Below are 22,957 nucleotides of genomic sequence, written 5' to 3' on the forward strand. Positions count from 1 at the left end.
TATTACGTCAGTGAGTGTTCGATAAACGCTGAGCAATAAAAAAGGGCAGCGAGGCTGCCCTATGTACAATGCGGTTTAGACTAGCCTTCTAAACCTGCTGAGGCTTGAGAGCTTTGGATGAGCTCGATCATGTAACCATCAGGATCTTTTACAAAGGCGATGTGTGTGGTACCGCCTTTTACTGGACCGGCTTCACGAGTGACATTGCCGCCTGCCGCTTTGATAACATCACAAGTTGCGTAGACATCTTCTACGCCGATCGCAACGTGACCAAACGCATTACCTAAGTCGTATTCACTGGTGCCCCAGTTGTAAGTCAGTTCAATTACCGCGCCCTGAGATTCATCACCATAACCCAAGAAGGCTAGGGTGTACTGGTACTCAGTATTTTCATTTTTACGTAATAGCTGCATACCCATTACGTTGGTGTAGAACTCAATAGATTTATCTAAATCGCCGACACGCAGCATGGTGTGTAGAATGCGTCCGTTTGACATAATTTGCTCCCAATATAATTCTGCTCAAATATTACCACGAAGTTTTCGTTTATCTAGCAATGATTTAGTGTCCAATGCCTTTGCTTATCGCACAAAAAAGCAGCCATTTGGCTGCTTTGATTACACGTCGGTTTTATCTTTAAAATCGCACAGATCTTCAATGATGCAACTGCCGCAGCGAGGCTTACGAGCGATACACGTATAGCGTCCATGAAGAATCAGCCAATGGTGCACATCCAGTTTGAATTCCTTCGGTACAACCTTGAGCAGCTTCTCTTCGACCTGATCGACATTTTTGCCCATGGCAAACTTGGTGCGATTAGAGACACGATAGATATGAGTATCCACTGCGATGGTCGGCCAGCCAAATGCCGTATTAAGCACAACGTTTGCCGTTTTTCGGCCTACGCCGGGTAAGGCCTCCAGTGCTTCACGGTTTTCAGGGACTTCACCACCGTGTTGATCGAGAAGAATGCGGCAGGTTTTAATGACGTTTTCGGCTTTAGAGTTAAATAACCCGATGGTTTTAATGTAGCTTTTGACACCATCAACACCCAGATCAAAGATTGTTTGCGGTGTATTGGCAACCGGATATAGCTTATCGGTTGCTTTATTGACACTGACGTCGGTCGCTTGCGCAGAAAGTAGCACGGCGATTAATAACTCAAAAGGAGAACTCCAGTTTAGTTCTGTTTGCGGGTTCGGGTTGTTGTCCCTTAGGCGCTTGAGAATTTCAACGCGTTTGGTGTTATTCATTGATTCGTTACGTCCTGTGTCGATACTTTACACGGGGTGAACGGCGTAAAGTATCGATTGTGCTTCGAGCTTTGAGAGTAAAGGCGCATGGCTTACGAATGATGATCAGTTCGTGACACGCACGCGTTCAATACTTGGTTTCTCTTGTTTTGGTTGGCGTTCGGCGATTTTTTATCGATGATGTTTTTTAATGCGATTAAAAAGCCGACCCCGATAAATGCCCCTGGCGGAAGAAGCGCCAGTAAGAAGCTGCTATCGAATTGGAACACTTCAATACGCAACATCGTAGCCCATTCACCAAGCAATAAGTCAGCGCCGTCAAACAGGGTTCCATTGCCAATGATCTCACGCATTGCACCAAGTACAACCAGTACGCTTGTCATGCCTAGGCCCATCCATAACCCATCCAATGCCGCTGGAAGTGGATCGTTTTTAGACGCAAAGGCTTCCGCTCGACCAATGATGATGCAGTTGGTGACGATGAGAGGAATAAAGATACCCAGTGATAAATACAGGCCATACGCGTAAGCATTCATTAACAGCTGCACGCAAGTTACGAGAGCGGCAATGATCATCACAAAGACCGGAATGCGGACTTCTTTTGGCACGTAATCACGCACTAATGAAACAGTGACGTTTGAACTGACCAAAACCAATAAGGTGGCAATGCCGAGACCCAATGCATTGGTGACGGTTGATGACACCGCAAGTAGGGGACAAAGACCTAATAATTGAACCAATGCAGGGTTATTGTCCCACATGCCATCTTTAAACAATTTTTTGTTATCAGCCATTATTTTCTCCTCCACAATTACGTGGCTGAGCCAGTAACTGTTGACGATTTTGGTTGATGTAATCGACGGTACGTTTTACCGATCTTACCACGGCGCGTGGGGTAATGGTTGCGCCGGTAAATTGATCAAATTGACCACCGTCTTTACGAACTTCCCAACTGGATTGATTGCCTTCGGTGACTTTTTTACCCGTAAAGTTCAAAACCCAGTCGCTGACGCGCAGATCAATCTTATCACCCAGCCCCGGCGTTTCTTGATGAGACAAGACTCGCGTCCCTAATACTGTTCCATCTTGTTGAACCGCGACAATGATTTTGATTGCGCCGTTATAACCATCTGGCGCAATGGCTTCAAGCGCGATGGCGCTCGGTGCGCCGTTTAACGTGGCGATATACGCAGGCATGGCCTGAGTCGTGCCGAGTGCAGGATCTTCTACCAGCGTACAGGCTTGGTATAAACTATTGTCATGCAATTCTGTTGGAATCACTTGGTTCAGTACCGAAAGCAGCTGTTTTTGTTCCTGCAATTGAATCTGATCTTTGGTCAGATATTGAGTTAACGCCACCAAGCCAGTCGATGCACAAGCAAAGATGGCTAGCGTAACCCCGTTTTTACGAATAGCGTTTAGCATGTGGATCCTTAGTGGCCATAAGTGCGAGGTTTGGTGTAGTAATCAATCAGTGGTACACACATATTGGCGAGCAATACCGCGAATGCCACGCCATCAGGGAAACCACCCCAACTGCGGATAATGAATACCATCGCACCAATAAAGGCGCCAAAAATCAGTCGACCTTTCACCGTGGTGGAGGCTGAAACCGGATCGGTCGCAATAAAGAATGCCCCTAACATGGTGGCACCAGAGAAGAGATGAATCAGTGGTGACGCGGTTTGATCAGGGGTAAATAGCATGAATAAACCGCTGATCACCATCAAGCTCGCTAAAAAGCTGACTGGGATTTGCCAGTTGATGATACGTAGTTTGATCATCGCAATACCGCCAATCAAGTAAGCAAAGTTAACCCACTGCCAACCAATGCCGGCAAAAGCGCTAAATTGCGGCTGTGTTATCGCTTCACTTGCCGTGCTGCCTGCCATTAGTGCCGTTTTAAAGCTGTCGAGTGGGGTCGCCATGGTCACCCCATCAATACCGGTTCGGATTTGCTGCAGTGACAACCCTTCGATATCGTAACCGGTAAAAATGAGCCAAAACGCATCAGCCGAACTGATTGGGGTCGATTGCAGTGCAATCGGTGAAATCCAACTGGTCATCTGCAAAGGGAACGAAATCAGTAATACCACATAAGCGATCATCGCCGGGTTAAACGGGTTTTGACCTATGCCACCATACAATTGCTTGGCGATGACAATCGCAAAGATCAAACCAATCGCAATGATCCACCAAGGAGAGAGTGGGGGAATGGCAACGGCCAGTAACCATGCGGTCACTAGTGCGCTATTGTCGCGCAATGCAGACATAGGTGAACGTTTACGCAGTAGCATCACTGCGGCTTCAAGACTTAATGCAATCACAATGGCAAACACTAATTGAATCAGTGTTCCCCAGCCAAAAAAGTACGTTTGGGTAATAAGGCCAGGTAGCGCACAAAGCGCGACCCACTTCATTAAGTCAGGAGTACTTCTGCGGCTATGCGCATGGGGTGAGCTGGCAATAAAGAAGGCCACTACTCTTTCTCCTCAGATTGTTTTTGTTGTTCTTGTTCTGCTTTACGAGCTTTTGCTCGGGCAATTGCAGCGGCGACGGCGGCTTTCTTTGGATCAACGTCGTCTACGGCTTCAATCGCTTCGCTTGGCGCTTCAACGGATTCTTTTACTGATGATTCTGCTTGCTCAGCTTTGCGTGCTTTTGCTCGGGCAATTGCAGCGGCGACGGCAGCTTTTTTGGGATCAACGGCGTTTACGGCTTCAATTGCTTCGCTTGGCGCTTCAACAGATTCTTTTACTGATGATTCAGCTTGTTCAGCTTTGCGTGCTTTAGCTCGGGCAATCGCCGCAGCAACAGCGGCTTTTTTTGCATCCGCTTCGCTTGGTGCGTCGGCCGGTGTGCTTTCCGGTTCAGCTTGCTCGGCTTTGCGTGCTTTTGCTCGGGCAATTGCAGCGGCTACAGCGGCTTTCTTTGCATCCGCTTCGCTTGGTGCGTCGGCCGGTGTGCTTTCTGGTTCAGCTTGCTCGGCTTTGCGTGCTTTTGCTCGGGCAATTGCAGCGGCTACAGCGGCTTTCTTTGCATCCGCTTCGCTTGGTGCGTCGGCCGGTTTTCTTTCTGGTTCAGCTTGTTCAGCTTTGCGTGCTTTAGCTCGCGCAATTGCAGCGGCTACAGCGGCTTTCTTTGCATCCGCTTCGCTTTCCGGTTCAGCTTGCTCAGCTTTGCGTGCTTTAGCTCGGGCAATCGCCGCAGCAACAGAGGCTTTCTTCGCATCCGCTTCGTTTACGGCCTCAATCCCGTTATTTTCAGCGTTAGCTGGTGCAGCATCTGCTTGCATTTGCTGTGCTTTTTTGGCTTTTGCGCGCGCAATGGCGGCGGCGACAGCACTTTGTTTATTGCTTGCAGAGGTCGGTTCTGTATTGCCCGTTATTTCATTGTGCAATTCAGCTTTACGCTCACGAGCTTGGCGTTTGCGCTCTTTACGCAACTTAACCATTTCACTATTGTCTGGTTCAGCTTGGCCTTGCTGCATCGCTTGTGCTTGTTTCTCTTTTGCGCGTGCAATGGCTGCCGCAACCGCGGGTTTAACGTCTGGCGTATTCGCTTCGGCTTCTGTTTTTTGCGCTTTAACACGAGCAATCGCGGCGGCAATGGCATCATCGCTGCCACTCGATTTCATCTCTTGACGGCGATCATCGGCCGCTTTCTTAAAGCGGTTTTCTCGTTCGGCTTTATCACGCTCTAAACGCAGTTTCTTATCTTCAAAACGTTGACGTGCACGCTCGGCAGAATCGGCTTCCTCTTTACGTGTTCGGATTTCCGCTTTTGCTTGACGATAGTATTGAACCAGTGGGATTTCGCTTGGGCATACAAAAGCACAGGCACCACATTCAATACAGTCTTTGATATTGAGCTCGGTACATTTATCGAAATCTTGTGCCTTGGCATACCATTGTAGCTGTTGCGGTAGCAGTGAAGCCGGACACGCTTCAGCACAGGCACCACAACGAATGCAGGCCATTTCATGTTGATCCGATACGATTTCGCGGCGCGTTGGCGCCAAAATGCAGTTGGAGGTTTTCGTGATTGGCACATTGGCATGTGGCAGAGTAAAGCCCATCATCGGGCCACCCATGATCAAGCGTGGCAGTTTACGCTCAGCTTTGTAATCAAACTCATCCAACAGGGCTTGAACGGGGGTACCGATCAAGGTCCAAATATTTTTTGGTTGGCGAAATGCATTGCCCGTGAGAGTGACAATACGTTCAATCAACGGTTCACCATGGCACACCGCGCGCTGAATCGCATACAGTGAGCCAACGTTTTGCACTAACAAGCCAATATCGGCTGGGATGCCATTGTTGGGCACTTCTTTGTTAGTGAGCACTTTGATGAGCTGTTTTTCACCACCCGAAGGGTATTTGGTTGGAATCACGCGGATCACAATATCTTTGTGCTGCGCAGCCAATTCGAGCGCTTTGATGGCGTCTGGCTTGTTATCCTCAATACCGATGATAGTGAGTTTCGGCTTTAGAATGTGCTCAACAATTTCAATGCCTTGGATAATCGCATCAGCGTATTGCTGCATTAATACATCATCGGCAGTAATGTAAGGTTCACATTCCGCCGCATTGATGATCAAAATTTCAGTACGACCAAGCCCGGCTTGAATTTTTTTCGCCGTTGGGAAGCCTGCGCCCCCCATACCTGAAATACCCGCTTGACGGATCACTTCAATCAGCGCTTCGGGTGTTTTCTCTTGAAAGTTTTCGTCGTTATTTTCGTGACTGTGGCTCGCGACCCATTCTTCTTTGAAGTCAGGTTCAATTACGATACAGATTTCTGATAAACCTGATGGATGAGCGGTCGTGCGTGGTTCAATCGCGGTAATAATGCCAGACGTTGGCGCATGCACAGGCAACATGAAACTCATGTCGTACTTGGTCAGAGGTTGACCTTTTAATACGCGATCGCCCGCAGAAACAATCAAATTGCCCGGTTTACCAATGTGTTGTTTGATCGGTAAAACGATCTCTTTGGCGATGGATGCGCGATCAAGAGTGGTTTTTAGCGACTGTTGTTTATTTTCTGGTGGATGAACGCCGCCTGGAAAGTTCCAAAGTGCGCCAGTTTTAATTTGTTCGATTAATGACAACATACCAGCCCTTAATTCACGCGATTCTGCGCATCGGCAGAAGGGGTAATATCGACAACAGGAATAGCATTTAATTGCCATTTCCAATTCGCTGTAGTGGTTTCTACAGGGATCATTTCAATACAATCCGTTGGGCATGGAGCAACACAAAGATCACAACCGGTACATTCATCCTTAATGACGGTATGTAATGCTTTCGTCCCACCCACAATCGCATCGACTGGGCAAGCTTGAATGCATTTAGTGCAACCGATACACATGTCTTCATGAATAAACGCAACGGTTTTGACTGCGCTATCAAGATCATGAGCAGATTCGGTGGCTTCAACGCCCATTAGAGCGGCCAGTTTTTCAATCGTAGCTTGACCACCAGGGGGGCATTTGTTGATTGCGTCGCCATTCGCTATTGCTTGAGCGTAGGGGCGACAGCCAGGATAACCACACTGGCCACATTGAGTCTGTGGCAGAATTTCATCGATTTGGTCGACGATAGGATCGGCTTCAACTTTAAAGCGAATGGAAGCAAACCCAAGCAGCGCGCCAAAAACCGCGGCTAAAACCGCGAGGGCGACAATGGCAATGACAATGGTATTCATTACAGCTTCACCAATCCAGTAAAGCCCATAAAGGCAAGAGACATCAGTCCGGCAGTGATCATCGCAATCGATGCACCTTTGAATGGCGTAGGAACATCAGCCGCGGCAATACGTTCACGCATCGACGCAAAGAGAATCAACACCAAAGAGAAGCCCACTGCTGCACCAAAACCATAAATAATGGATTCGATGAAGTTGTGGTTTTCGTTGATATTGAGCAAAGCCACGCCGAGTACCGCGCAGTTGGTGGTAATCAGCGGTAAGAAGATTCCCAACAAGCGATAGAGCGTAGGGCTGGTCTTATGCACGACCATTTCAGTGAATTGAACCACGACCGCGATGACGAGAATAAAGCTCATCGTACGCAAATAACTCAGTTCTAACGGCACTAAAATGTAGCTTTCAACAAGATAGGCACACACAGAAGCAAGGGTTAGCACAAACGTGGTTGCTAGCCCCATCCCAATTGCAGTTTCGAGTTTTTTAGACACGCCCATAAATGGACAGAGGCCCAAAAACTTCACTAGTACAAAGTTGTTGACGAGCACAGTGCCAACCAACAACAAAAGATATTCGGTCATAGTATTAATTTAAGAAATTCCGATCCCAGTATTATCCTGCTTTGCTCAGTTAATAACAACCAAGGAAAGCTAAGGTTTTTCTCTCCTGAGTGAAAATTATACGCATAATTGCCACGTTTTGGTCTGTTGTGGTTTTGAGCGTTGAGCCGTTTGTGATTAATGCGTCACCAAGTGTACATGCTTCTGTTGCTTTGTTATTACAAGGTGATAACAGCAAGGGGAGATATCGCGATACGCTAAGCAGTTTTGTAATATGGTTTTTTACTGTTGTACCAACTGTGACGTGATGCGGATAATTTATGCAATAAAGAACTTACAATTCACAGGGTTAAATGAACGTTGTCATCAAGGAGTTTGATGTGTTTTTTATTGAGTTTTTTATTGTTCTAGGATGTATTTTAATCGGTGCCCGTATTGGCGGGATTGGCCTTGGTGTTTTAGGCGGGGTCGGTCTAGCCATTTTGAGTTTTGGCTTTGGCTTGAAACCAACCAGTCCACCGATTGATGTTATGCTGATGATTATGGCGGTCGTCGCCGCAGCAGCAGCGATGCAAGCTTCAGGTGGCTTGGATTACTTAATCAAAATTGCGTCTAATATTTTACGCAAAAACCCTCGTCACATTACCTTTATTGCCCCTTTAGTGACGTACACTTTTACTTTCCTTGCCGGTACGGGCCACGTTGCTTACTCAGTACTGCCTGTTATCGCTGAAGTCAGTCGTCGTAGTGGTGTTCGCCCTGAACGTCCACTTGGCATGGCGGTTATAGCTTCTCAGTTTGCTATTGTGGCAAGTCCAATTGCGGCTGCGGTTGTGGCTTTGGTTGCGTTCCTTGAACCACAAGGCATCACTCTTGCTGACGTACTGATGGTGACGATTCCGGGTACTTTCCTTGGTTTAGCGGCGGCGTGTCTGATCGTGAATAAGCTGGGCAAAGAGCTGAAAGACGATCCAGAATATCTACGTCGTATGGAAGATCCTACTTTCCGCGCTGAAATGGAAGCGGAAGTACAAGTTGATGAGCTTGTGATTAAGCCTCAAGCAAAAACAGCCGTAGGTCTATTTTTATTTGGTGCTTTGGCCGTTGTCATTATGGGTGCTTTCCCTGTACTGCGTCCTAACTTTGACGGCTCACCGATGGGGATGGCACATACCATCGAAATCATCATGCTGGCGATCGGTGCATTGATCATTTTGATCTGTAAACCTGATGGGAACGATATTACTCAAGGCTCGGTATTCCATGCCGGTATGCGCGCTATCGTCGCTATCTTCGGTATCGCATGGCTAGGTGATACGTTCATCGCAGGCCACGATTTAATGGTGAAAGAAGCGGTGTCAGGCATGGTTGAAATCGCGCCTTGGACTTTCGCATTCGCACTGTTTGGTTTATCGGTCATGGTGAACAGCCAAGGTGCAACCACGGCAGTATTGGTGCCGGTTGGTATCATGCTTGGTCTACCGACTGAAGTGATTATCGCGACGTTTGTGGCAGTTAATGGTTACTTCTTTATCCCGAACTACGGCCCAATCATCGCATCGATTGATTTTGACCGCACGGGCACAACTAAGATTGGTAAATATATCTTCAACCACAGCTTCATGATCCCAGGCTTACTGAGTATGGTATTTAGTATTTTGTTTGGTTTTATGTTTGCAGGTTTTGTTCTTTAGAATGAGAGAACAAAAAGTACGGTAACAATCTCGGTAACAATAAGGCGCCTTCGGGCGTCTTTTTTTGTTCGTTAAAATGACCACAACCGAATGCTAGTTAGCGTAAGTCTTTGAGCATTCTTGCTCAGGATGGGAGGTATGTATGGGGCTTAACGTTGATGCTTCGGAAATAAAAAAAGCTCAACCGTTAGGTTGAGCTTTTTCTTTGAATTTGGCTCCCCCTGCAAGACTTGAACTTGCGACATACGGATTAACAGTCCGCCGTTCTACCGACTGAACTAAGGGGGAATTGCTTTAGAAGCGGGGTGAATATTAGCGAGAGCTTACGGAGGTGTCAATAACTGAATGCAACAAAATGAGGCAAAATTTGGTAAAAAATAACTTTACTTTCGTGCAAGGCTTGTCGTTATTGGCTTGGATTTACTTATCCACTAAATTTGTGGATAACCATGTTGATGAAACCTGAATTAAAAATAGTTATCCACAAAATGGGATTTTTCATTATCTTAGATTAAAGAAGGATCTTTGCTAATGCTATGTCTGACAGTGCTTTATTGTTATTTTGATCAAAATTCGTTGTGAAATTCAAATGATGAGCAACTGCGAGAAACTGCACATTTTCAATCTTTTGTGAATAAGCTGTGTATGGAGGAGGTGAGATTTTTAGGGGGTGTTGCTGTAGGGCGAAGAATAGTATCAGGATCATAAGAGCGGATCTAGACTTAATCGAGTAAAACTAAAAATTCAGCCATTAATTTTTTAGCTTAGCTATTGAGTCTGTATATATATACAGACAAAATAGGGGAAGAATATAGAACCTCGAGGATGTTATGAGCAAACTGTATGAGCTTGTCTCAGATTACCAACCGTCAGGTGATCAACCTACGGCGATAAAAAAGCTATTAGATGGCATTGATTCAGGTTTAGCCCATCAGACATTACTTGGGGTGACGGGATCGGGAAAAACCTTCACGCTAGCGAATGTGATCGCGCAAGCGCAGCGTCCTGCCATTTTACTTGCGCCGAATAAAACCCTTGCCGCCCAGCTCTACGGTGAGATGAAATCGTTCTTCCCGAATAACGCCGTAGAGTATTTCGTCTCTTACTACGACTATTACCAACCTGAAGCTTATGTGCCGACGACAGATACTTTTATTGAAAAAGACTCGTCAATAAACGCGCATATTGAACAAATGCGTCTTTCCGCGACCAAAGCGCTGCTTGAGCGTAAAGATGCGATTATTGTCGCGTCGGTGTCTGCTATTTATGGTTTGGGTGATCCACAAGCCTATTTGCAAATGATGTTGCATGTTCGACGTGGTGACATTATCGATCAACGTGACATGATTCGCCGTCTAGCGGAGCTGCAATATACGCGCAATGACGTGGCTTTTGAACGTGGCCAATTTCGAGTTCGTGGTGAAGTCATCGATATTTTCCCCGCGGAATCTGAGCAAGATGCCGTTAGAATCGAAATGTTTGATGATGAAATTGATTGCATCAGCGTGTTTGATCCGCTCACAGGGGCGCTCAAGCAGCGTGATTTGGCGCGTTATACGATTTATCCCAAAACGCACTATGTGACTCCAAGAGATCGAATTTTGGATGCCATCGAACATATCAAAGTCGAATTAGCGCAGCGTAAAAGTTATCTTTTAGACAGTAATAAACTGCTAGAAGAGCAGCGCATTAGTCAGCGTACGCAATTTGATATTGAAATGATGAATGAGCTTGGCTTCTGTTCGGGGATTGAAAACTACTCTCGTTATCTCAGTGGACGCTTAGAGGGGGAGCCGCCTCCGACGCTGTTCGATTATTTGCCTCATGACGGTTTGCTGGTGATTGATGAGTCACACGTCACGGTTCCGCAAATTGGCGCGATGTTTAAAGGCGACCGCTCGCGTAAAGAAACATTGGTGGAATATGGTTTTCGTCTGCCTTCTGCATTGGATAACCGACCGCTTAAATTTGAAGAATTTGAAGCGTTGGCGCCGCAAACTATTTTTGTTTCAGCGACACCGGGCCACTATGAGTTAGAAAAGTCAGGCGATGACATTGCCGATCAAGTTGTGCGACCAACAGGACTGCTTGACCCAGAGTTGGAAGTTCGCCCCGTTTCGACACAGGTGGATGATCTGCTCTCTGAAATCCGCATTCGTGCCGCTAAAGATGAGCGTGTACTTGTCACCACATTGACGAAGCGAATGGCAGAAGATCTGACGGAATATCTGACGGAGCATGATGTGAAAGTTCGTTATTTGCACTCGGACATTGATACCGTTGAGCGTGTTGAAATTATCCGAGACCTACGTTTGGGCGTGTTTGACGTGTTAGTAGGTATTAACTTACTACGCGAAGGTTTGGATATGCCAGAGGTGTCGTTGGTGGCGATTCTTGATGCTGACAAAGAAGGTTTTCTTCGTTCAGAACGTTCATTGATTCAAACGATCGGTCGTGCTGCTCGTCATATTGAAGGCAAAGCTATTTTGTATGCCGATAGAATCACCGGCTCAATGCAGCGTGCGATGGATGAAACCGATCGCCGTCGTGAGAAGCAACACGCTTACAATATTGAGAAAGGTATCTCTCCAACGGCTCTAAGACGTAATATCAAAGATATTATGGAGCTGGGGGACATTGCGCGAGGTCGTAAGAAAACACCAGGCAAGCAAGTACCACTGTCGAAAGTCGCGGAATCGTCGCAAAGCTATCAAGTGATGACGCCACAACAACTTGAGAAAGAGATCAGTAGACTGGAGGCGCAAATGTACCAGCATGCACAAAATCTTGAGTTTGAATTGGCGGCAGAAAAACGCGATGACATTGAGAAATTACGCGCTCAATTCATTGTGAATAGTTGATTGTTCGATAGGTGATTCACATTAATCGGCTTCAACACTTTAATACGCCGACACTTTAATTCTTCAACACACTGGCTAAGCCAGCAGTAAGCAAATAGCGGACAAAAAAATAGCCAATAGAAAGAAAGGTTCTATTGGCTGCTATTTGTGAACACTGAGTTCACTAACAACGTCAGTTGGCTAGGTGACCCATGAGGGTCAAATAGTATGTTGCACTAACCATGCCAACCGATTAAAGCCACATAAATGGCTTAAAATCGGACTTCTCTTCAGTAAGTGATGGGTTCTATTTGCAAATTGCAATGCGCAATGCAATTATTTAGATAGAATGCAAATGGATTTACGTGACTTGGCTATGCAGACAGAAACTCAAAAAAATAAATACCTCCTCATGGTTGAGGATACCGCTTCTGTGGCGGCTCTCTACCGTTCCTACCTGACACCGCTTGGCATTGATATTAACGTTGTGGGTACTGGGCGAGATGCGATTGAAAGCTTAGCGGTCCGTACCCCTGATCTTATTTTGCTCGATTTACGCCTGCCCGATATGACGGGGATGGATGTCCTTCACGCGGTTAAACAGCAAGATCCTGATGTGCCGGTTATTTTTATGACGGCGCATGGTTCCATTGATACCGCGGTTGAAGCGATGCGACATGGTTCGCAAGACTTTTTGATCAAACCTTGTGAGGCCGACCGATTACGCGTTACGGTCAACAATGCAATGCGTAAGGCCAGTAAATTAAAAACCGAATCCGGCAATAGTCCCGTTTACCAAGGCTTTATTGGCAGCAGTCAAACCATGCAAGCGGTCTATCGCACCATTGACTCAGCGGCGAGCAGTAAAGCGAGTATTTTTATTACCGGTGAGAGTGGCACAGGCAAAGAAGTGTGTGCAGAGGCGATACACGCCACCAGTAAGCGAAGAGAGAAACCGTTCATCGCGATTAACTGTGCGGCTATCCCTAAAGACCTGATTGAAAGCGAATTGTTTGGCCATGTGAAAGGGGCGTTTACCGGGGCGGCAACGGATAGACAAGGCGCGGCTGAGTTGGCTGATGGTGGCACGCTGTTCTTGGATGAATTGTGCGAAATGGATTTGGAATTGCAAACAAAATTGTTGCGCTTCATCCAAACGGGCACCTTTCAAAAGGTAGGCTCATCGAAAATGAAAAGCGTCGATGTGCGCTTTGTGTGTGCGACTAACCGTGATCCGTGGAAAGAGGTGCAGCAAGGCCGTTTCCGAGAAGATTTGTATTATCGCCTCTATGTTATCCCACTTCATTTACCGCCTTTGCGTGAAAGAGGCGAAGATGTCATTGAAATTGCATACTCCTTATTGGGCTTTATGTCGAAAGAAGAGGGTAAAGATTTTGTTCGACTGTCTCCGGATGTGGTCGAACGTTTTGCTCGCTTTGAGTGGCCAGGTAATGTGCGTCAATTACAAAACGTGTTGAGAAATGTTGTGGTGCTTAATAACGGCAGTGAAATCCAATTGGATATGCTCCCTCCGCCGTTGAATCAGCCGAGCGAAGGGTTACCTCGTGTCGTGATAGAAGACAATAATGCGCTATCAGTGCATGACATTTTTCCGTTGTGGTTGACCGAAAAAAATGCCATTGAACAAGCAATTTCCGCCTGCGAGGGCAATATTCCTAAAGCGGCGGGTTACTTAGACGTGAGTCCATCAACACTCTATCGCAAGCTGCAAGCTTGGAGTGAGAAGGAACAGTAATCAGTGTTATGGAAGTGGTTATGCAAGTATTAAATCAAGCAAAAGTGGATCGTTTGTCGAATGAGATAGGTCGAGAAAACGTGCCGATCTTATTGGATATTTTCCTCGGTGAACTTGCCCAATACATTGAAAGGTTAACCACGGTTAGCGAAGGGCAAGGGGCTTATATTCAAGATATTAGCCATGCTTTGAAAAGCAGTGCGGCCAGTTTTGGTGCAGAAGCGTTGTGTGCGCTAGCGATTGATTTCGATGCAGCAGCGAAAGCGGGCGCATCGCTGAATGATGAAGAGACAAGACAAAAAATGATAGCGCTGTTGAAAGAAACACAGCAGCGCTATCACCACTTACTCAGCCAATAGCGTTAAAATGGCTTGTTGTAACTTTTGACGATCGTGTCGCCAATCTCGGTTTGGTGACGCGAGATCGCTGGTAACATAATTCCAACCATCGACTTCAGCTTGGTTTTGCTCACCAAGTATCGCATCAATTTTTCGCCCCTGGCACGCACGTTCACACCACTCCAACTTCTCACGTAAACTCATTCGTCCTGCGGGACCATATTCTGGCGACAGGTTTTCAATAAACACGAGTTTAGCGTGTTGGTTTTGGGCAATTGCGCGACCCACTTCGGGCAGAAGAAGAGGGGGCATGATGCTGGTGAGAAAGCTGCCTGGGCCAAGAATGATCATATCGGCTTGTTCAATGGCCTGAACGCCTTCTTTCGTCGCAGGGACTTCGGGATCAAGATCTAAGCGTTGTAGGTCCGCTTCCATTTCATCAACACTGGTTTCACCCGTGACCCATTTCCCTTCTTTCGAGAGCGCTTTTAAATCGGAAGGATGCTCCGACATCGGGACGATATTCACGTCGACTTTAAGCATGTTTCGGATCAGATTGATTGCATCAAGTGGGCGGACCGAAAGGTTATCCAATGCGGTCAGCATGAGATTACCCAAATTGTGCCCATTGAGCTCGCCGGCACCTTTAAAGCGATACTCGAACATCATCGAGCTGATCGAAGGATCGGTGATCAACTGGTTGATGCAGTTACGCGTATCACCCCAAGCGATTCCACCTTGGCAATGACGAATACGGCCCGTTGAGCCTCCGTTATCTGTTGTAGTGATGATGCCGGTTGCGTTGCTACCAAAATCATTTAAAGCGGCGAGCATTCGCCCTAAGCCATGGCCACCGCCAATGGCGACAATTTTACGTTGTGAATATAGGGTCATTGTTTTTTCTTATTTTGACATAAACGACTATAATTTAAATTAATCCATTTATCGTCTGTACTCAATAGTCGGTATTTTATCCTTTAAACATGATTTTTTTGTCTAGAGGGTAGAATCACCCATCATTATTCAGTATTTTAAAAGACAGCTACCGTTTATATGGATTTGCATCGCAATGATATCATATTGACGGTTGCCATAACTCCGAGCTCTGTTCGCTAAGTTCTCTCCTAGAATAAGCCAGCTGAGCCAGTGACGAAAGGTCACAAGGGCATAATTGGAAATGATTGTGCCTCCCGTGTTTGGAAAGGTGTTCCGTGGCGCAACAATTAGAAGATAAATTTCACCGCAAGTTTTATTACTTGCGTCTTTCTGTTACAGATGTCTGTAACTTCAAGTGTACATACTGCTTGCCTGATGGTTATAAACCTTCGGGGCAGAAAAACTCGTCATTTTTATCCCTACCTGAGATCAAACGTGTTGTGCGAGCGTTTGCCGATTGTGGTACCAGCAAGGTACGCATCACCGGTGGTGAGCCGAGTTTACGCAAAGATTTCACGCAAATAATCGAAACGGTTGCCAATACTGAAGGCATTCGTAAGGTCGCAACAACGACCAACGGTTATCGCATGGAAAAAAGCGTCCAAGAATGGCAGCAGGCAGGTCTCACTCACATCAATGTCAGTGTCGATAGCCTCGATCCTCGACTGTTTCATCAAATAACGGGTGAGAACAAGTTTGCCCAGGTGATGGGTGGGATTGAGCGTGCGCTCGAGATTGGCTACAAGCAGATTAAAGTGAATGTGGTGTTGATGAAAGATCTCAACTCACATCAATTACCCCTATTTTTAAACTGGATAAAAGATCGTCCCATTCAATTACGTTTTATCGAATTGATGCAAACGGGCGAGATGGATGACTTGTTTAAACAGCATCACGTTTCCGGTGTTCAAATTCGCAATCAACTGATTGCCAATGGCTGGCTACTTAAAGTTCGTGAAAAAAATGATGGCCCAGCTCAGGTTTTCGTTCATCCTGATTACAAGGGTGAGATTGGCCTGATCATGCCGTACGAAAAAGGTTTTTGTGAAAGCTGTAACCGTCTACGCGTGTCTGCGCTCGGTAAGTTGCATCTTTGCTTGTTTGGCGATCATGGCGTTGAATTGCGTGATTTGTTAGAACAAGATGAGCAAGAACCACAGCTTATTGAACGAATCCAGCAACAGCTGCAAACCAAATCAGTGAGTCACTTCTTACAAGATGGCAACACTGGTATGACGCCAAACTTGGCTTCAATTGGCGGCTGATCGAATCAATTCTCGTAAAATTCAATCAAATAATAAGCCGTCGGTCTTGATCGACGGCCAAATAAATCACAACAGGTAGGTGATCAAATGGGTCATGCAGAAAGCAAATTCCAAGCGGCAAACATTGCAGTACTAACCGTGTCTGACACGCGTACAGAAGAAAACGATACATCGGGTGGCTACCTAGCGGAAAACGCGAAAGAAGCGGGCCATAACGTTGTTGATAAACAAATTGTTATTGATGACATGTACAAAATTCGTGCAATCGTGTCGCAGTGGATCGCAGATGAAAATGTCCAAGCGATCATGATCACTGGTGGTACGGGGTTCACTTCACGCGATAGCACGCCAGAAGCATTGAAGCCATTATTTGATAAAGAAGTTGAAGGTTTTGGTGAGTTGTTCCGCCAAGTGTCTTACGAAGAGATCGGTACTTCAACGATTCAATCTCGCGCGATTGCAGGTTTTGCTAACCACACGGTTATTTTTGCAATGCCAGGTTCAACGGGCGCATGTCGTACCGGTTGGACAAAGATCATTAAGCAGCAGCTTGATGCGAGCCACCGTCCATGTAACTTTATGCCACATCTATCGGTTTAATCCCGATTAACAACGCGGAGCAATCATGAGCCAGTTTACCCATATTAATGCTTCAGGCGAAGCGAACATGGTTGATGTATCAGCCAAAGTTGAAACGGTACGCGAAGCGCGTGCTGAAGCTTTCGTCCATATGGCGCCAGAAACCTTGCAGCTGATTTTGTCAGGTGATCATCACAAAGGTGATGTATTCGCAACGGCACGTATTGCCGGTATTCAAGCCGCGAAAAAGACTTGGGATTTGATCCCTTTGTGTCATCCACTACTGCTGTCAAAAGTAGAAGTGCAGCTTGAGTCAAATGAAGCTGAAAATTACGTGCGTATTGAATCTGTCTGTAAGTTGGCCGGTAAAACTGGCGTGGAAATGGAAGCGCTAACGGCGGCTTCTGTGGCTGCGTTGACGATTTATGATATGTGTAAAGCGGTACAAAAAGACATGGTGATTAGCCAAGTCCGTTTGCTGGAAAAGACTGGCGGTAAGTCTGGTCATTTTAAGGCGGATGCATGATTAAGGTTCTTTTCTTTGCTCAAACGCGTGAATTAGTCGGTATTGATGAGCTGCAAGTGGAAGCGTCGTTTGTCAGTGTTGAAGCTCTGCGCGCCCATCTTGCCGCTCAAGAAGGTAAGTGGGACCTTGCACTGGATCCAGGTCGTCTATTGGCGGCAGTGAACCAGTCGATCGTTCCGTTGACTCATGCCATTACGGATGGTGATGAGGTTGCCTTTTTCCCACCGGTAACCGGAGGTTAATATGGACGCTCGTGTCGCAGTATACGCAGAAGACTTTAACGTTGGGGATGAATACCAAGCGTTAGCTCAAGGTACAGCTTCTGGTGCCGTTGTCACGTTTGTTGGCAAAGTGCGCGATATGAACCTTGGCGACAATGTGGTCGGGTTATCTCTGGAGCATTATCCAGGCATGACGGAAAAAGCGTTGTCAGAGATCTGTGATGAAGCAGAAAAACGCTGGCCCTTAGAAGCGATCCGCGTTATCCACCGTGTGGGTGACATGGATATTGGCGATCAAATTGTGTTTGTTGGTGTGGCAAGTGCACACCGCGGCGCGGCATTTGATGCGTGCGAGTTCGTGATGGATTATCTGAAAACCAAAGCCCCATTTTGGAAGAAAGAGCGCACGACAGAAGCCACTCGCTGGGTGGATTCTCGCGATTCTGACGCCAAAGCAGCAGAGCGCTGGGAGCAGTAATTCCGCTGTTGTTATGTCAATATAAATGAATAATTGAAGACGGCCATAGGTAACCCTTATGGCCGTTTTTTTGTTTAATTGGAAATACCTATCGCAAAAATCGTTGCTTTCCATTTAGTAAAATCAAGAAATTAGGCGACACTTACTGTAACGAACATTTTTCATAGCAGCCAAACCAACGTCAGTTGCACGAAAAGGAGATAAAGATGGAATCGTTAAAAGTAAGAGATTATATGACCCTACAAGCAGTGACGTTTACGCCTGAAATGTCGCTCAGTGCAGCGTTAGATAAAGTCATGGATTCAGACTATCTTGGTGGCCCTGTCATTAATGAACAAAAGCAAGTGATTGGTTTTCTTTCTGGCCAAGATTTGCTTGATAAGCTCATAAAGGTGAGTTATTTCTGTCAAGACACCCACATTGTCAGTGACTGTATGTCGTCTGAGGTGCTGTCAGTATCGCCGGATATGTCGATTATAGATTTGGCGGATATGATGCAAATTGGCAAGCCTAAAGTTTACCCGGTTCTCGATAATGGTAAGCTGGTGGGTATTATTACTCGTAAACATGTCTTGCGGGCGATCGCGAAAAATATCGATGCATGCTTTAAGCATCCGGTATAAATACGTTTTATTGAATCGAGGCGCTACGGCGCCTTTTGTTTTGTTCTCAAGGAAATAATATGACTGAACAAAGTGCCAAATTTACTCAAGGTTCCACCATGCGCCATATCTTGGTCATGTCGGGGGCGGGGTCGATTGGTTTGATGGCACTGTTTGTCGTTGATCTGCTCGATATGCTGTTTATCAGCATGCTAGGCCAAGTTGAATTGGCCGCGGCAGTCGGGTTTGCAGGCACTCTGACGTTCTTTTCTACCTCTATTTCTATTGGTACCTCGATTGCCATGGGCGCTTTAGTGTCTAAAGCGATTGGGGCTAAGCAATTGACTTACGCTAGAGCGCTAAGTAGCAGCATCATGCTCACGGCGTTTCTGATCAGTTGTGCGGTCAGTGCGGTGATGTTCGCTTTTATTCCTGAACTGTTAGCCGCGCTGGGCGCAAAAGGGTTTGTCGCGGAACGTGCGCAAGCTTATTTACAAATCTTACTGCCGAGTGGTCCCATTCTCGCGTTGGGTATGGCGGCGGGGGCAGGCTTAAGAGCGGCGGGTGATGCAAAGCGTTCTATGTGGGCAACCCTATCCGGTGGCATTGTGAATGCGATTCTTGATCCTATCTTCATTTTTGTTTTTTTGTGGAATGTTGAAGGTGCCGCGTTTGCGTCGGTGATTGCGCGTTGTACCGTATTGGCTTTTTCACTTTATCCTTTGATCAAAACGCACGATTTAGTCGCCAAACCTTCGTTTTCGGTATGGCGCAGTCACACCAAAGTGATCCTTGCCATCGCGGTTCCGGCGATCATCACCAATATAGCAACGCCGATAGGCAATGCGATTGTGACCTCCACCATTGCGCCGTATGGGGAAGACTTTGTTGCAGGATTAGCGGTGATTGGTCGTTTGACGCCGGTCTGTTTTGCGGTGATTTTTGCTCTTTCTGGTGCCGTTGGGCCGATTATCGGTCAGAACTTTGGGGCGGAGCGATTTGATCGCGTCAAAGAGACATTGAATAACTCATTGTTGGTCACCACCGTGTATACCTTATTCGTCTGTGTGATCCTGTATCTTACCCAGCAATATGTGATTAAAGGCTTCAGCCTTACCGGTGATGCTGCGTTGATTGTGGGCACGTTTTGTACTTACGTCGCGCTGAGTTTTATCTTTAATGGCATGCAGTTTGTGGCGAACACGTCGTTTAATAATCTCGGAAAACCACTCTATTCCACTGCATTGAATTTAGGTAAAGCAACCTTAGGTACATTACCGTTTGTCTACTTTGGTTCCCATTGGTTTGGCGCGTTAGGCGTACTCTATGGTCAAGCATTGGGTTCGGTCGTGTTTGGTTTGATTGCTTTGTGGGTATTACAAAAACACATTCGCGACTTGATGCAAGGTGAGGCGGTGGAGTTAAGCCCGCAGGACCCGTCAATCACCAGTCTCAATACCACGCCATTTTGCAGTCATGATGCGGTGCTAATTGAAGACGTGGCGGCAAACAAAGATTTTTTACAAAAGTAAGCAAAACAGTTTGACCTTGGAGTCTACTCCAAGGTTTATGCTTGTGGTGTACAGTGATAGGAGAATCAAATATGTGCACCAAACATGAAGGATGTCGTTCGCCAAAAGTGGCGGTGAATCCAACGCAAGAAAGCCATTGCGCAAGCCCTAAAATCAATAGCATTAAAATGGCCAGTGTTGCTACCAGTGATGTCGATTGCTGCAGTAGTTCTGCATGTGCAAGCGGCAGTGATCCGACTGATGAGGAAAGCGACTCCGGTTCCCAACACCAAGCCCGCTTTACCCATAGCTGGAAAATACAAGGGATGGATTGCCCTTCTTGTGCTCGAAAAATTGAAACGGCAGTCAATAAAGTCAGCGGTATTGTTGAAGCGAAAGTACTGTTCGCCACTGAAAAATTGGTGATCAAGTCGAACGATGTTGGTGTTGCTGCGCTCGTGGAGCAAGCCATTACCGATACAGGCTTTACGTTTACTGCCCCTAATCAAAAATCATCGCCTGCGAAACCAACCGGTTGGCTTGCGGTGCTCAAACAAAATGGTCAGATTGTGGCTATTGCTTCGGCAATGGCGATCGCGGCAATGATCAAACCAACATTCCCCCAAGCCAGTGAGTGGCTGTTTATTCTTACCTGTTTAGCCGGCCTTTATCCGATCAGTAAAAAAGCACTGATGTTGGCAAAATCGGGAACGCCTTTCGCGATTGAAACGTTAATGAGTGTTGCAGCTCTTGGCGCGCTGTATTTAGGCGAAAGCGTTGAAGCGGCAATGGTACTACTGCTGTTTTTAATCGGTGAGCGATTAGAAGCGTTTGCCGCCTCTCGAGCGCGCAGTGGCGTGCAAGCGCTGATGGAATTGGTGCCAGAAAATGCGACTAAAATTGTCGACGGTCAGCGCGTTGCAGTGTCCGCGAGTGAGTTGAATCCCGGAGATGTGATTGAAGTTTCGCCGGGTTCGCGTTTGCCTGCTGATGGCCGATTGCTCAATACCGCAGCAAGTTTTAATGAAAGCGCGTTAACAGGAGAGTCAATTCCGGTTGAACGCTTGCCACAAGATCCTGTGATGGCAGGAGCTGTGGGCGTGGATAGAGTGGTGCGTTTAACCATCACGTCCAAACAGGGTGAAAATGCCATCGACCGTATTCTTCATTTGATTGAAGAAGCCGAGTCACGTAAAGCGCCACTGGAACGATTCCTTGATCGCTTCAGCCGTTGGTATACGCCGTTGATGATGCTGGTGTCATTGCTCGTCATCATAACTCCGCCATTGCTGTTTGCTCAGCCATGGGAAACGTGGGTATATCGTGGTTTGGCTTTATTGCTGATTGCTTGTCCTTGCGCATTGGTGATTTCTACTCCCGCAGCGATCACTTCTGGTCTTGCGGCGGCAGCTCGTCGTGGTGCCTTAATTAAAGGGGGGGCCGCGCTTGAGCAACTTGGTCATGTTGAAGCGATTGCCTTTGATAAAACCGGCACCTTGACTAAAGGCAAACCTGAAGTGACCGATGTCATCAGTGCTCATGGTTTTAATGACCTTGAGTTACTCCAATCGATTGCCGCGATCGAAGTGGGCTCAAGCCATCCTCTTGCGACTTCGCTAGTGAATCATGCTCAGCAACAGGGCGTGAGTTTACCAGAGGCCAACGAGAAGCAAGCTCTCATCGGCAGCGGTATTCGCGGTGTGATTGCCGGAGTGACCTATCAAGCGATTGCGCCGAGTAAATTGACCGTTGCATTGAGTCGCGAGCTCGAACAGTGCATTACTGATCTAGAAGGGCAGGGTAAGACGGTCATTGTGGCTTTGCACGATCAGCAAGTAATGGGGGTTATTGCTTGGCAAGATACCCTACGAGAGGATGCGAAACGCGCCATAAAAGCGCTGAAAGATCTGGGTATTAGTTCGATTATGCTCACCGGTGATAACCCGCGTAGTGCGGCTGCCATGGCCAGTCAGATCGATATTGATTATCAAGCCAGCTTATTGCCGCAAGACAAAGTGCATTATGTCGAATCGCTGTCTGCACAGCGTCATGTTGCGATGGTCGGTGATGGTATTAATGATGCGCCAGCAATGAAAGCGGCCAGTATCGGTATTGCCATGGGCGGTGGTACGGATGTTGCGCTGGAAACAGCAGATGCCGCAATCACGCACAACCGTTTAACTGAGTTGCCGGCAATGATTGAACTGTCACGGGCGACGATGAACAATATTCGCCAGAATGTCTTCTTAGCTCTGGGGCTAAAAAGTGTTTTTCTAGTGACAAGCTTGATGGGGATCACCGGCTTGTGGGTTGCGGTGTTGGCTGATAGCGGTGCGACCGCGTTAGTGACCCTGAATGCTCTGCGTTTGTTAAAGTTCAAAAGTCAGCAAGATGACTAGCGGTTAACGGTATTTAAACTTTACCACTCGACTTGAAGTTGCAGCGGTGACTGGCACTCTCAAACCTCATCACATAGCGCCTCTATGTTTAGAGGGCATGCTCAAAGTTTGACTTAGAAGAGGCTATGCCCAGAGGTTTTGTTCGCTTGTCGCCGACCTGCATCTTCAAGTTGTTTGGGGCTATTTTTACTCAATACCAGCCAGATTGGCTCACCGATAGCCACGTAATTTCGATTCGTGGCTATCATTTTTATGCAATGAGTTGATTTCAAACTTGGATTTATTGTGAT

Annotated in this window: 20 protein-coding genes, 1 tRNA gene, 1 pseudogene and 1 riboswitch; of the genes and pseudogenes, 12 read left to right on the forward strand and 10 right to left on the reverse strand. The window is 46.8% G+C overall.

Going from position 1 to position 22,957, the window contains the following annotated elements; all coding sequences use genetic code 11:
* Positions 1–80 precede the first annotated feature (80 nt).
* From gloA to rsxA, 8 genes and pseudogenes are all read right to left on the reverse strand, one after another.
* Positions 81–497, reverse strand: a complete 417-nt coding sequence (gene gloA / locus OJ16_RS04335) for a lactoylglutathione lyase (protein WP_040987791.1) — start codon at positions 495–497, stop codon at positions 81–83.
* Between the two features lie 120 nt (positions 498–617).
* Positions 618–1,253 (reverse strand): endonuclease III, encoded by a 636-nt coding sequence (gene nth / locus OJ16_RS04340; RefSeq protein WP_040987793.1) that lies wholly within the window; start codon positions 1,251–1,253, stop codon positions 618–620.
* A gap of 105 nt (positions 1,254–1,358) precedes the next feature.
* Positions 1,359–2,047: pseudogene (locus OJ16_RS04345) on the reverse strand (electron transport complex subunit E).
* Positions 2,040–2,678: an electron transport complex subunit RsxG gene (rsxG, locus tag OJ16_RS04350; protein WP_040987795.1), complete on the reverse strand. Its 639-nt coding sequence runs from the start codon at positions 2,676–2,678 to the stop codon at positions 2,040–2,042. The pseudogene OJ16_RS04345 and the gene rsxG overlap by 8 nt, the downstream one beginning before the upstream one ends.
* A gap of 8 nt (positions 2,679–2,686) precedes the next feature.
* On the reverse strand, positions 2,687–3,733 hold the full coding sequence (rsxD, locus tag OJ16_RS04355; RefSeq protein WP_040987797.1) for an electron transport complex subunit RsxD: 1,047 nt from the start codon (positions 3,731–3,733) through the stop codon (positions 2,687–2,689).
* Positions 3,733–6,369: an electron transport complex subunit RsxC gene (gene rsxC / locus OJ16_RS04360; RefSeq protein ID WP_040987799.1), complete on the reverse strand. Its 2,637-nt coding sequence runs from the start codon at positions 6,367–6,369 to the stop codon at positions 3,733–3,735. Before rsxC ends, rsxD begins: the two co-directional genes overlap by 1 nt.
* Before the next feature lie 8 nt (positions 6,370–6,377).
* Positions 6,378–6,962, reverse strand: coding sequence for an electron transport complex subunit RsxB (gene rsxB, locus OJ16_RS04365; protein WP_040987801.1), 585 nt, complete (start codon positions 6,960–6,962; stop codon positions 6,378–6,380).
* Complete coding sequence (rsxA, locus tag OJ16_RS04370) at positions 6,962–7,543, reverse strand: electron transport complex subunit RsxA (RefSeq protein ID WP_040987803.1); 582 nt, start codon at positions 7,541–7,543, stop codon at positions 6,962–6,964. The genes rsxB and rsxA overlap by 1 nt, the downstream gene beginning before the upstream one ends.
* Before the next feature lie 359 nt (positions 7,544–7,902).
* On the opposite strand from rsxA, the gene OJ16_RS04375 reads away from it, so the two are divergent.
* Entirely contained in the window at positions 7,903–9,216 is a 1,314-nt protein-coding gene (locus OJ16_RS04375) for an anaerobic C4-dicarboxylate transporter family protein (protein WP_040988782.1), read from the forward strand.
* A 212-nt stretch (positions 9,217–9,428) separates the two neighbouring features.
* Here the strand turns inward: OJ16_RS04375 and OJ16_RS04380 are convergent.
* A tRNA-Asn gene (locus tag OJ16_RS04380) sits at positions 9,429–9,504 on the reverse strand.
* Between the two features lie 542 nt (positions 9,505–10,046).
* Between OJ16_RS04380 and uvrB the strand changes: the two genes are divergently transcribed.
* From uvrB to luxU, 3 genes are all read left to right on the forward strand, one after another.
* Positions 10,047–12,077, forward strand: coding sequence for an excinuclease ABC subunit UvrB (uvrB, locus tag OJ16_RS04390; protein ID WP_040987806.1), 2,031 nt, complete (start codon positions 10,047–10,049; stop codon positions 12,075–12,077).
* A 355-nt stretch (positions 12,078–12,432) separates the two neighbouring features.
* Positions 12,433–13,812, forward strand: a complete 1,380-nt coding sequence (gene luxO, locus OJ16_RS04395) for a quorum-sensing sigma-54 dependent transcriptional regulator LuxO (RefSeq protein ID WP_040988784.1) — start codon at positions 12,433–12,435, stop codon at positions 13,810–13,812.
* A 20-nt stretch (positions 13,813–13,832) separates the two neighbouring features.
* On the forward strand, positions 13,833–14,171 hold the full coding sequence (gene luxU / locus OJ16_RS04400) for a quorum-sensing phosphorelay protein LuxU (RefSeq protein WP_040988786.1): 339 nt from the start codon (positions 13,833–13,835) through the stop codon (positions 14,169–14,171).
* On the opposite strand, the gene OJ16_RS04405 is transcribed toward luxU, so the two are convergent.
* The gene (locus tag OJ16_RS04405) at positions 14,157–15,044 is read right to left on the reverse strand and encodes a YvcK family protein (protein ID WP_040987808.1); all 888 of its coding nucleotides are present in this window, start codon (positions 15,042–15,044) and stop codon (positions 14,157–14,159) included. The genes luxU and OJ16_RS04405 overlap by 15 nt on opposite strands.
* A gap of 190 nt (positions 15,045–15,234) precedes the next feature.
* Positions 15,235–15,373: riboswitch (molybdenum cofactor riboswitch) on the forward strand.
* Between OJ16_RS04405 and moaA the strand changes: the two genes are divergently transcribed.
* From moaA to OJ16_RS04445, 8 genes are all read left to right on the forward strand, one after another.
* The gene (gene moaA, locus OJ16_RS04410; protein ID WP_040987810.1) at positions 15,362–16,351 is read left to right on the forward strand and encodes a GTP 3',8-cyclase MoaA; all 990 of its coding nucleotides are present in this window, start codon (positions 15,362–15,364) and stop codon (positions 16,349–16,351) included. (Overlaps the previous riboswitch by 12 nt.)
* Positions 16,352–16,438: 87 nt before the next feature.
* On the forward strand, positions 16,439–16,951 hold the full coding sequence (gene moaB, locus OJ16_RS04415; RefSeq protein ID WP_040987812.1) for a molybdenum cofactor biosynthesis protein B: 513 nt from the start codon (positions 16,439–16,441) through the stop codon (positions 16,949–16,951).
* A gap of 25 nt (positions 16,952–16,976) precedes the next feature.
* Positions 16,977–17,456 carry a cyclic pyranopterin monophosphate synthase MoaC gene (gene moaC / locus OJ16_RS04420; protein WP_040987814.1) on the forward strand — a complete coding sequence of 160 codons (480 nt, stop codon included), beginning with the start codon at positions 16,977–16,979 and terminating at the stop codon, positions 17,454–17,456.
* The gene (gene moaD, locus OJ16_RS04425) at positions 17,453–17,698 is read left to right on the forward strand and encodes a molybdopterin synthase sulfur carrier subunit (RefSeq protein WP_040987816.1); all 246 of its coding nucleotides are present in this window, start codon (positions 17,453–17,455) and stop codon (positions 17,696–17,698) included. Before moaC ends, moaD begins: the two co-directional genes overlap by 4 nt.
* A 1-nt stretch (position 17,699) precedes the next feature.
* Positions 17,700–18,155: a molybdopterin synthase catalytic subunit MoaE gene (gene moaE, locus OJ16_RS04430; protein WP_040987818.1), complete on the forward strand. Its 456-nt coding sequence runs from the start codon at positions 17,700–17,702 to the stop codon at positions 18,153–18,155.
* A gap of 206 nt (positions 18,156–18,361) precedes the next feature.
* Positions 18,362–18,778 carry a CBS domain-containing protein gene (locus OJ16_RS04435; RefSeq protein ID WP_040987820.1) on the forward strand — a complete coding sequence of 139 codons (417 nt, stop codon included), beginning with the start codon at positions 18,362–18,364 and terminating at the stop codon, positions 18,776–18,778.
* Between the two features lie 59 nt (positions 18,779–18,837).
* Positions 18,838–20,289 (forward strand): MATE family efflux transporter, encoded by a 1,452-nt coding sequence (locus OJ16_RS04440; RefSeq protein WP_040987822.1) that lies wholly within the window; start codon positions 18,838–18,840, stop codon positions 20,287–20,289.
* Positions 20,290–20,360: 71 nt separating this feature from the next.
* A complete protein-coding gene (locus tag OJ16_RS04445; RefSeq protein ID WP_040987824.1) occupies positions 20,361–22,667 on the forward strand; it encodes a zinc/cadmium/mercury/lead-transporting ATPase in 2,307 nt (768 codons plus the stop codon).
* The last annotated feature ends 290 nt before the right edge of the window (positions 22,668–22,957 follow it).

Source organism: Vibrio renipiscarius (assembly GCF_000827885.1).
In the GTDB taxonomy this organism is placed as follows: domain Bacteria; phylum Pseudomonadota; class Gammaproteobacteria; order Enterobacterales; family Vibrionaceae; genus Vibrio; species Vibrio renipiscarius.

Coding starts and splice junctions, on each gene's coding strand:
- moaC (WP_040987814.1), top strand. CDS start 16,977: ATGAGCCAGTTTACCCATATTAATGCTTCAGGCGAAGCGAACATGGTT.
- OJ16_RS04405 (WP_040987808.1), bottom strand. CDS start 15,044: ATGACCCTATATTCACAACGTAAAATTGTCGCCATTGGCGGTGGCCAT.
- moaD (WP_040987816.1), top strand. CDS start 17,453: ATGATTAAGGTTCTTTTCTTTGCTCAAACGCGTGAATTAGTCGGTATT.
- rsxG (WP_040987795.1), bottom strand. CDS start 2,678: ATGCTAAACGCTATTCGTAAAAACGGGGTTACGCTAGCCATCTTTGCT.
- moaB (WP_040987812.1), top strand. CDS start 16,439: ATGGGTCATGCAGAAAGCAAATTCCAAGCGGCAAACATTGCAGTACTA.
- luxO (WP_040988784.1), top strand. CDS start 12,433: ATGCAGACAGAAACTCAAAAAAATAAATACCTCCTCATGGTTGAGGAT.
- OJ16_RS04445 (WP_040987824.1), top strand. CDS start 20,361: ATGTGCACCAAACATGAAGGATGTCGTTCGCCAAAAGTGGCGGTGAAT.
- rsxC (WP_040987799.1), bottom strand. CDS start 6,369: ATGTTGTCATTAATCGAACAAATTAAAACTGGCGCACTTTGGAACTTT.
- moaE (WP_040987818.1), top strand. CDS start 17,700: ATGGACGCTCGTGTCGCAGTATACGCAGAAGACTTTAACGTTGGGGAT.
- rsxA (WP_040987803.1), bottom strand. CDS start 7,543: ATGACCGAATATCTTTTGTTGTTGGTTGGCACTGTGCTCGTCAACAAC.
- OJ16_RS04440 (WP_040987822.1), top strand. CDS start 18,838: ATGACTGAACAAAGTGCCAAATTTACTCAAGGTTCCACCATGCGCCAT.
- uvrB (WP_040987806.1), top strand. CDS start 10,047: ATGAGCAAACTGTATGAGCTTGTCTCAGATTACCAACCGTCAGGTGAT.
- gloA (WP_040987791.1), bottom strand. CDS start 497: ATGTCAAACGGACGCATTCTACACACCATGCTGCGTGTCGGCGATTTA.
- nth (WP_040987793.1), bottom strand. CDS start 1,253: ATGAATAACACCAAACGCGTTGAAATTCTCAAGCGCCTAAGGGACAAC.
- luxU (WP_040988786.1), top strand. CDS start 13,833: ATGCAAGTATTAAATCAAGCAAAAGTGGATCGTTTGTCGAATGAGATA.
- rsxB (WP_040987801.1), bottom strand. CDS start 6,962: ATGAATACCATTGTCATTGCCATTGTCGCCCTCGCGGTTTTAGCCGCG.
- OJ16_RS04435 (WP_040987820.1), top strand. CDS start 18,362: ATGGAATCGTTAAAAGTAAGAGATTATATGACCCTACAAGCAGTGACG.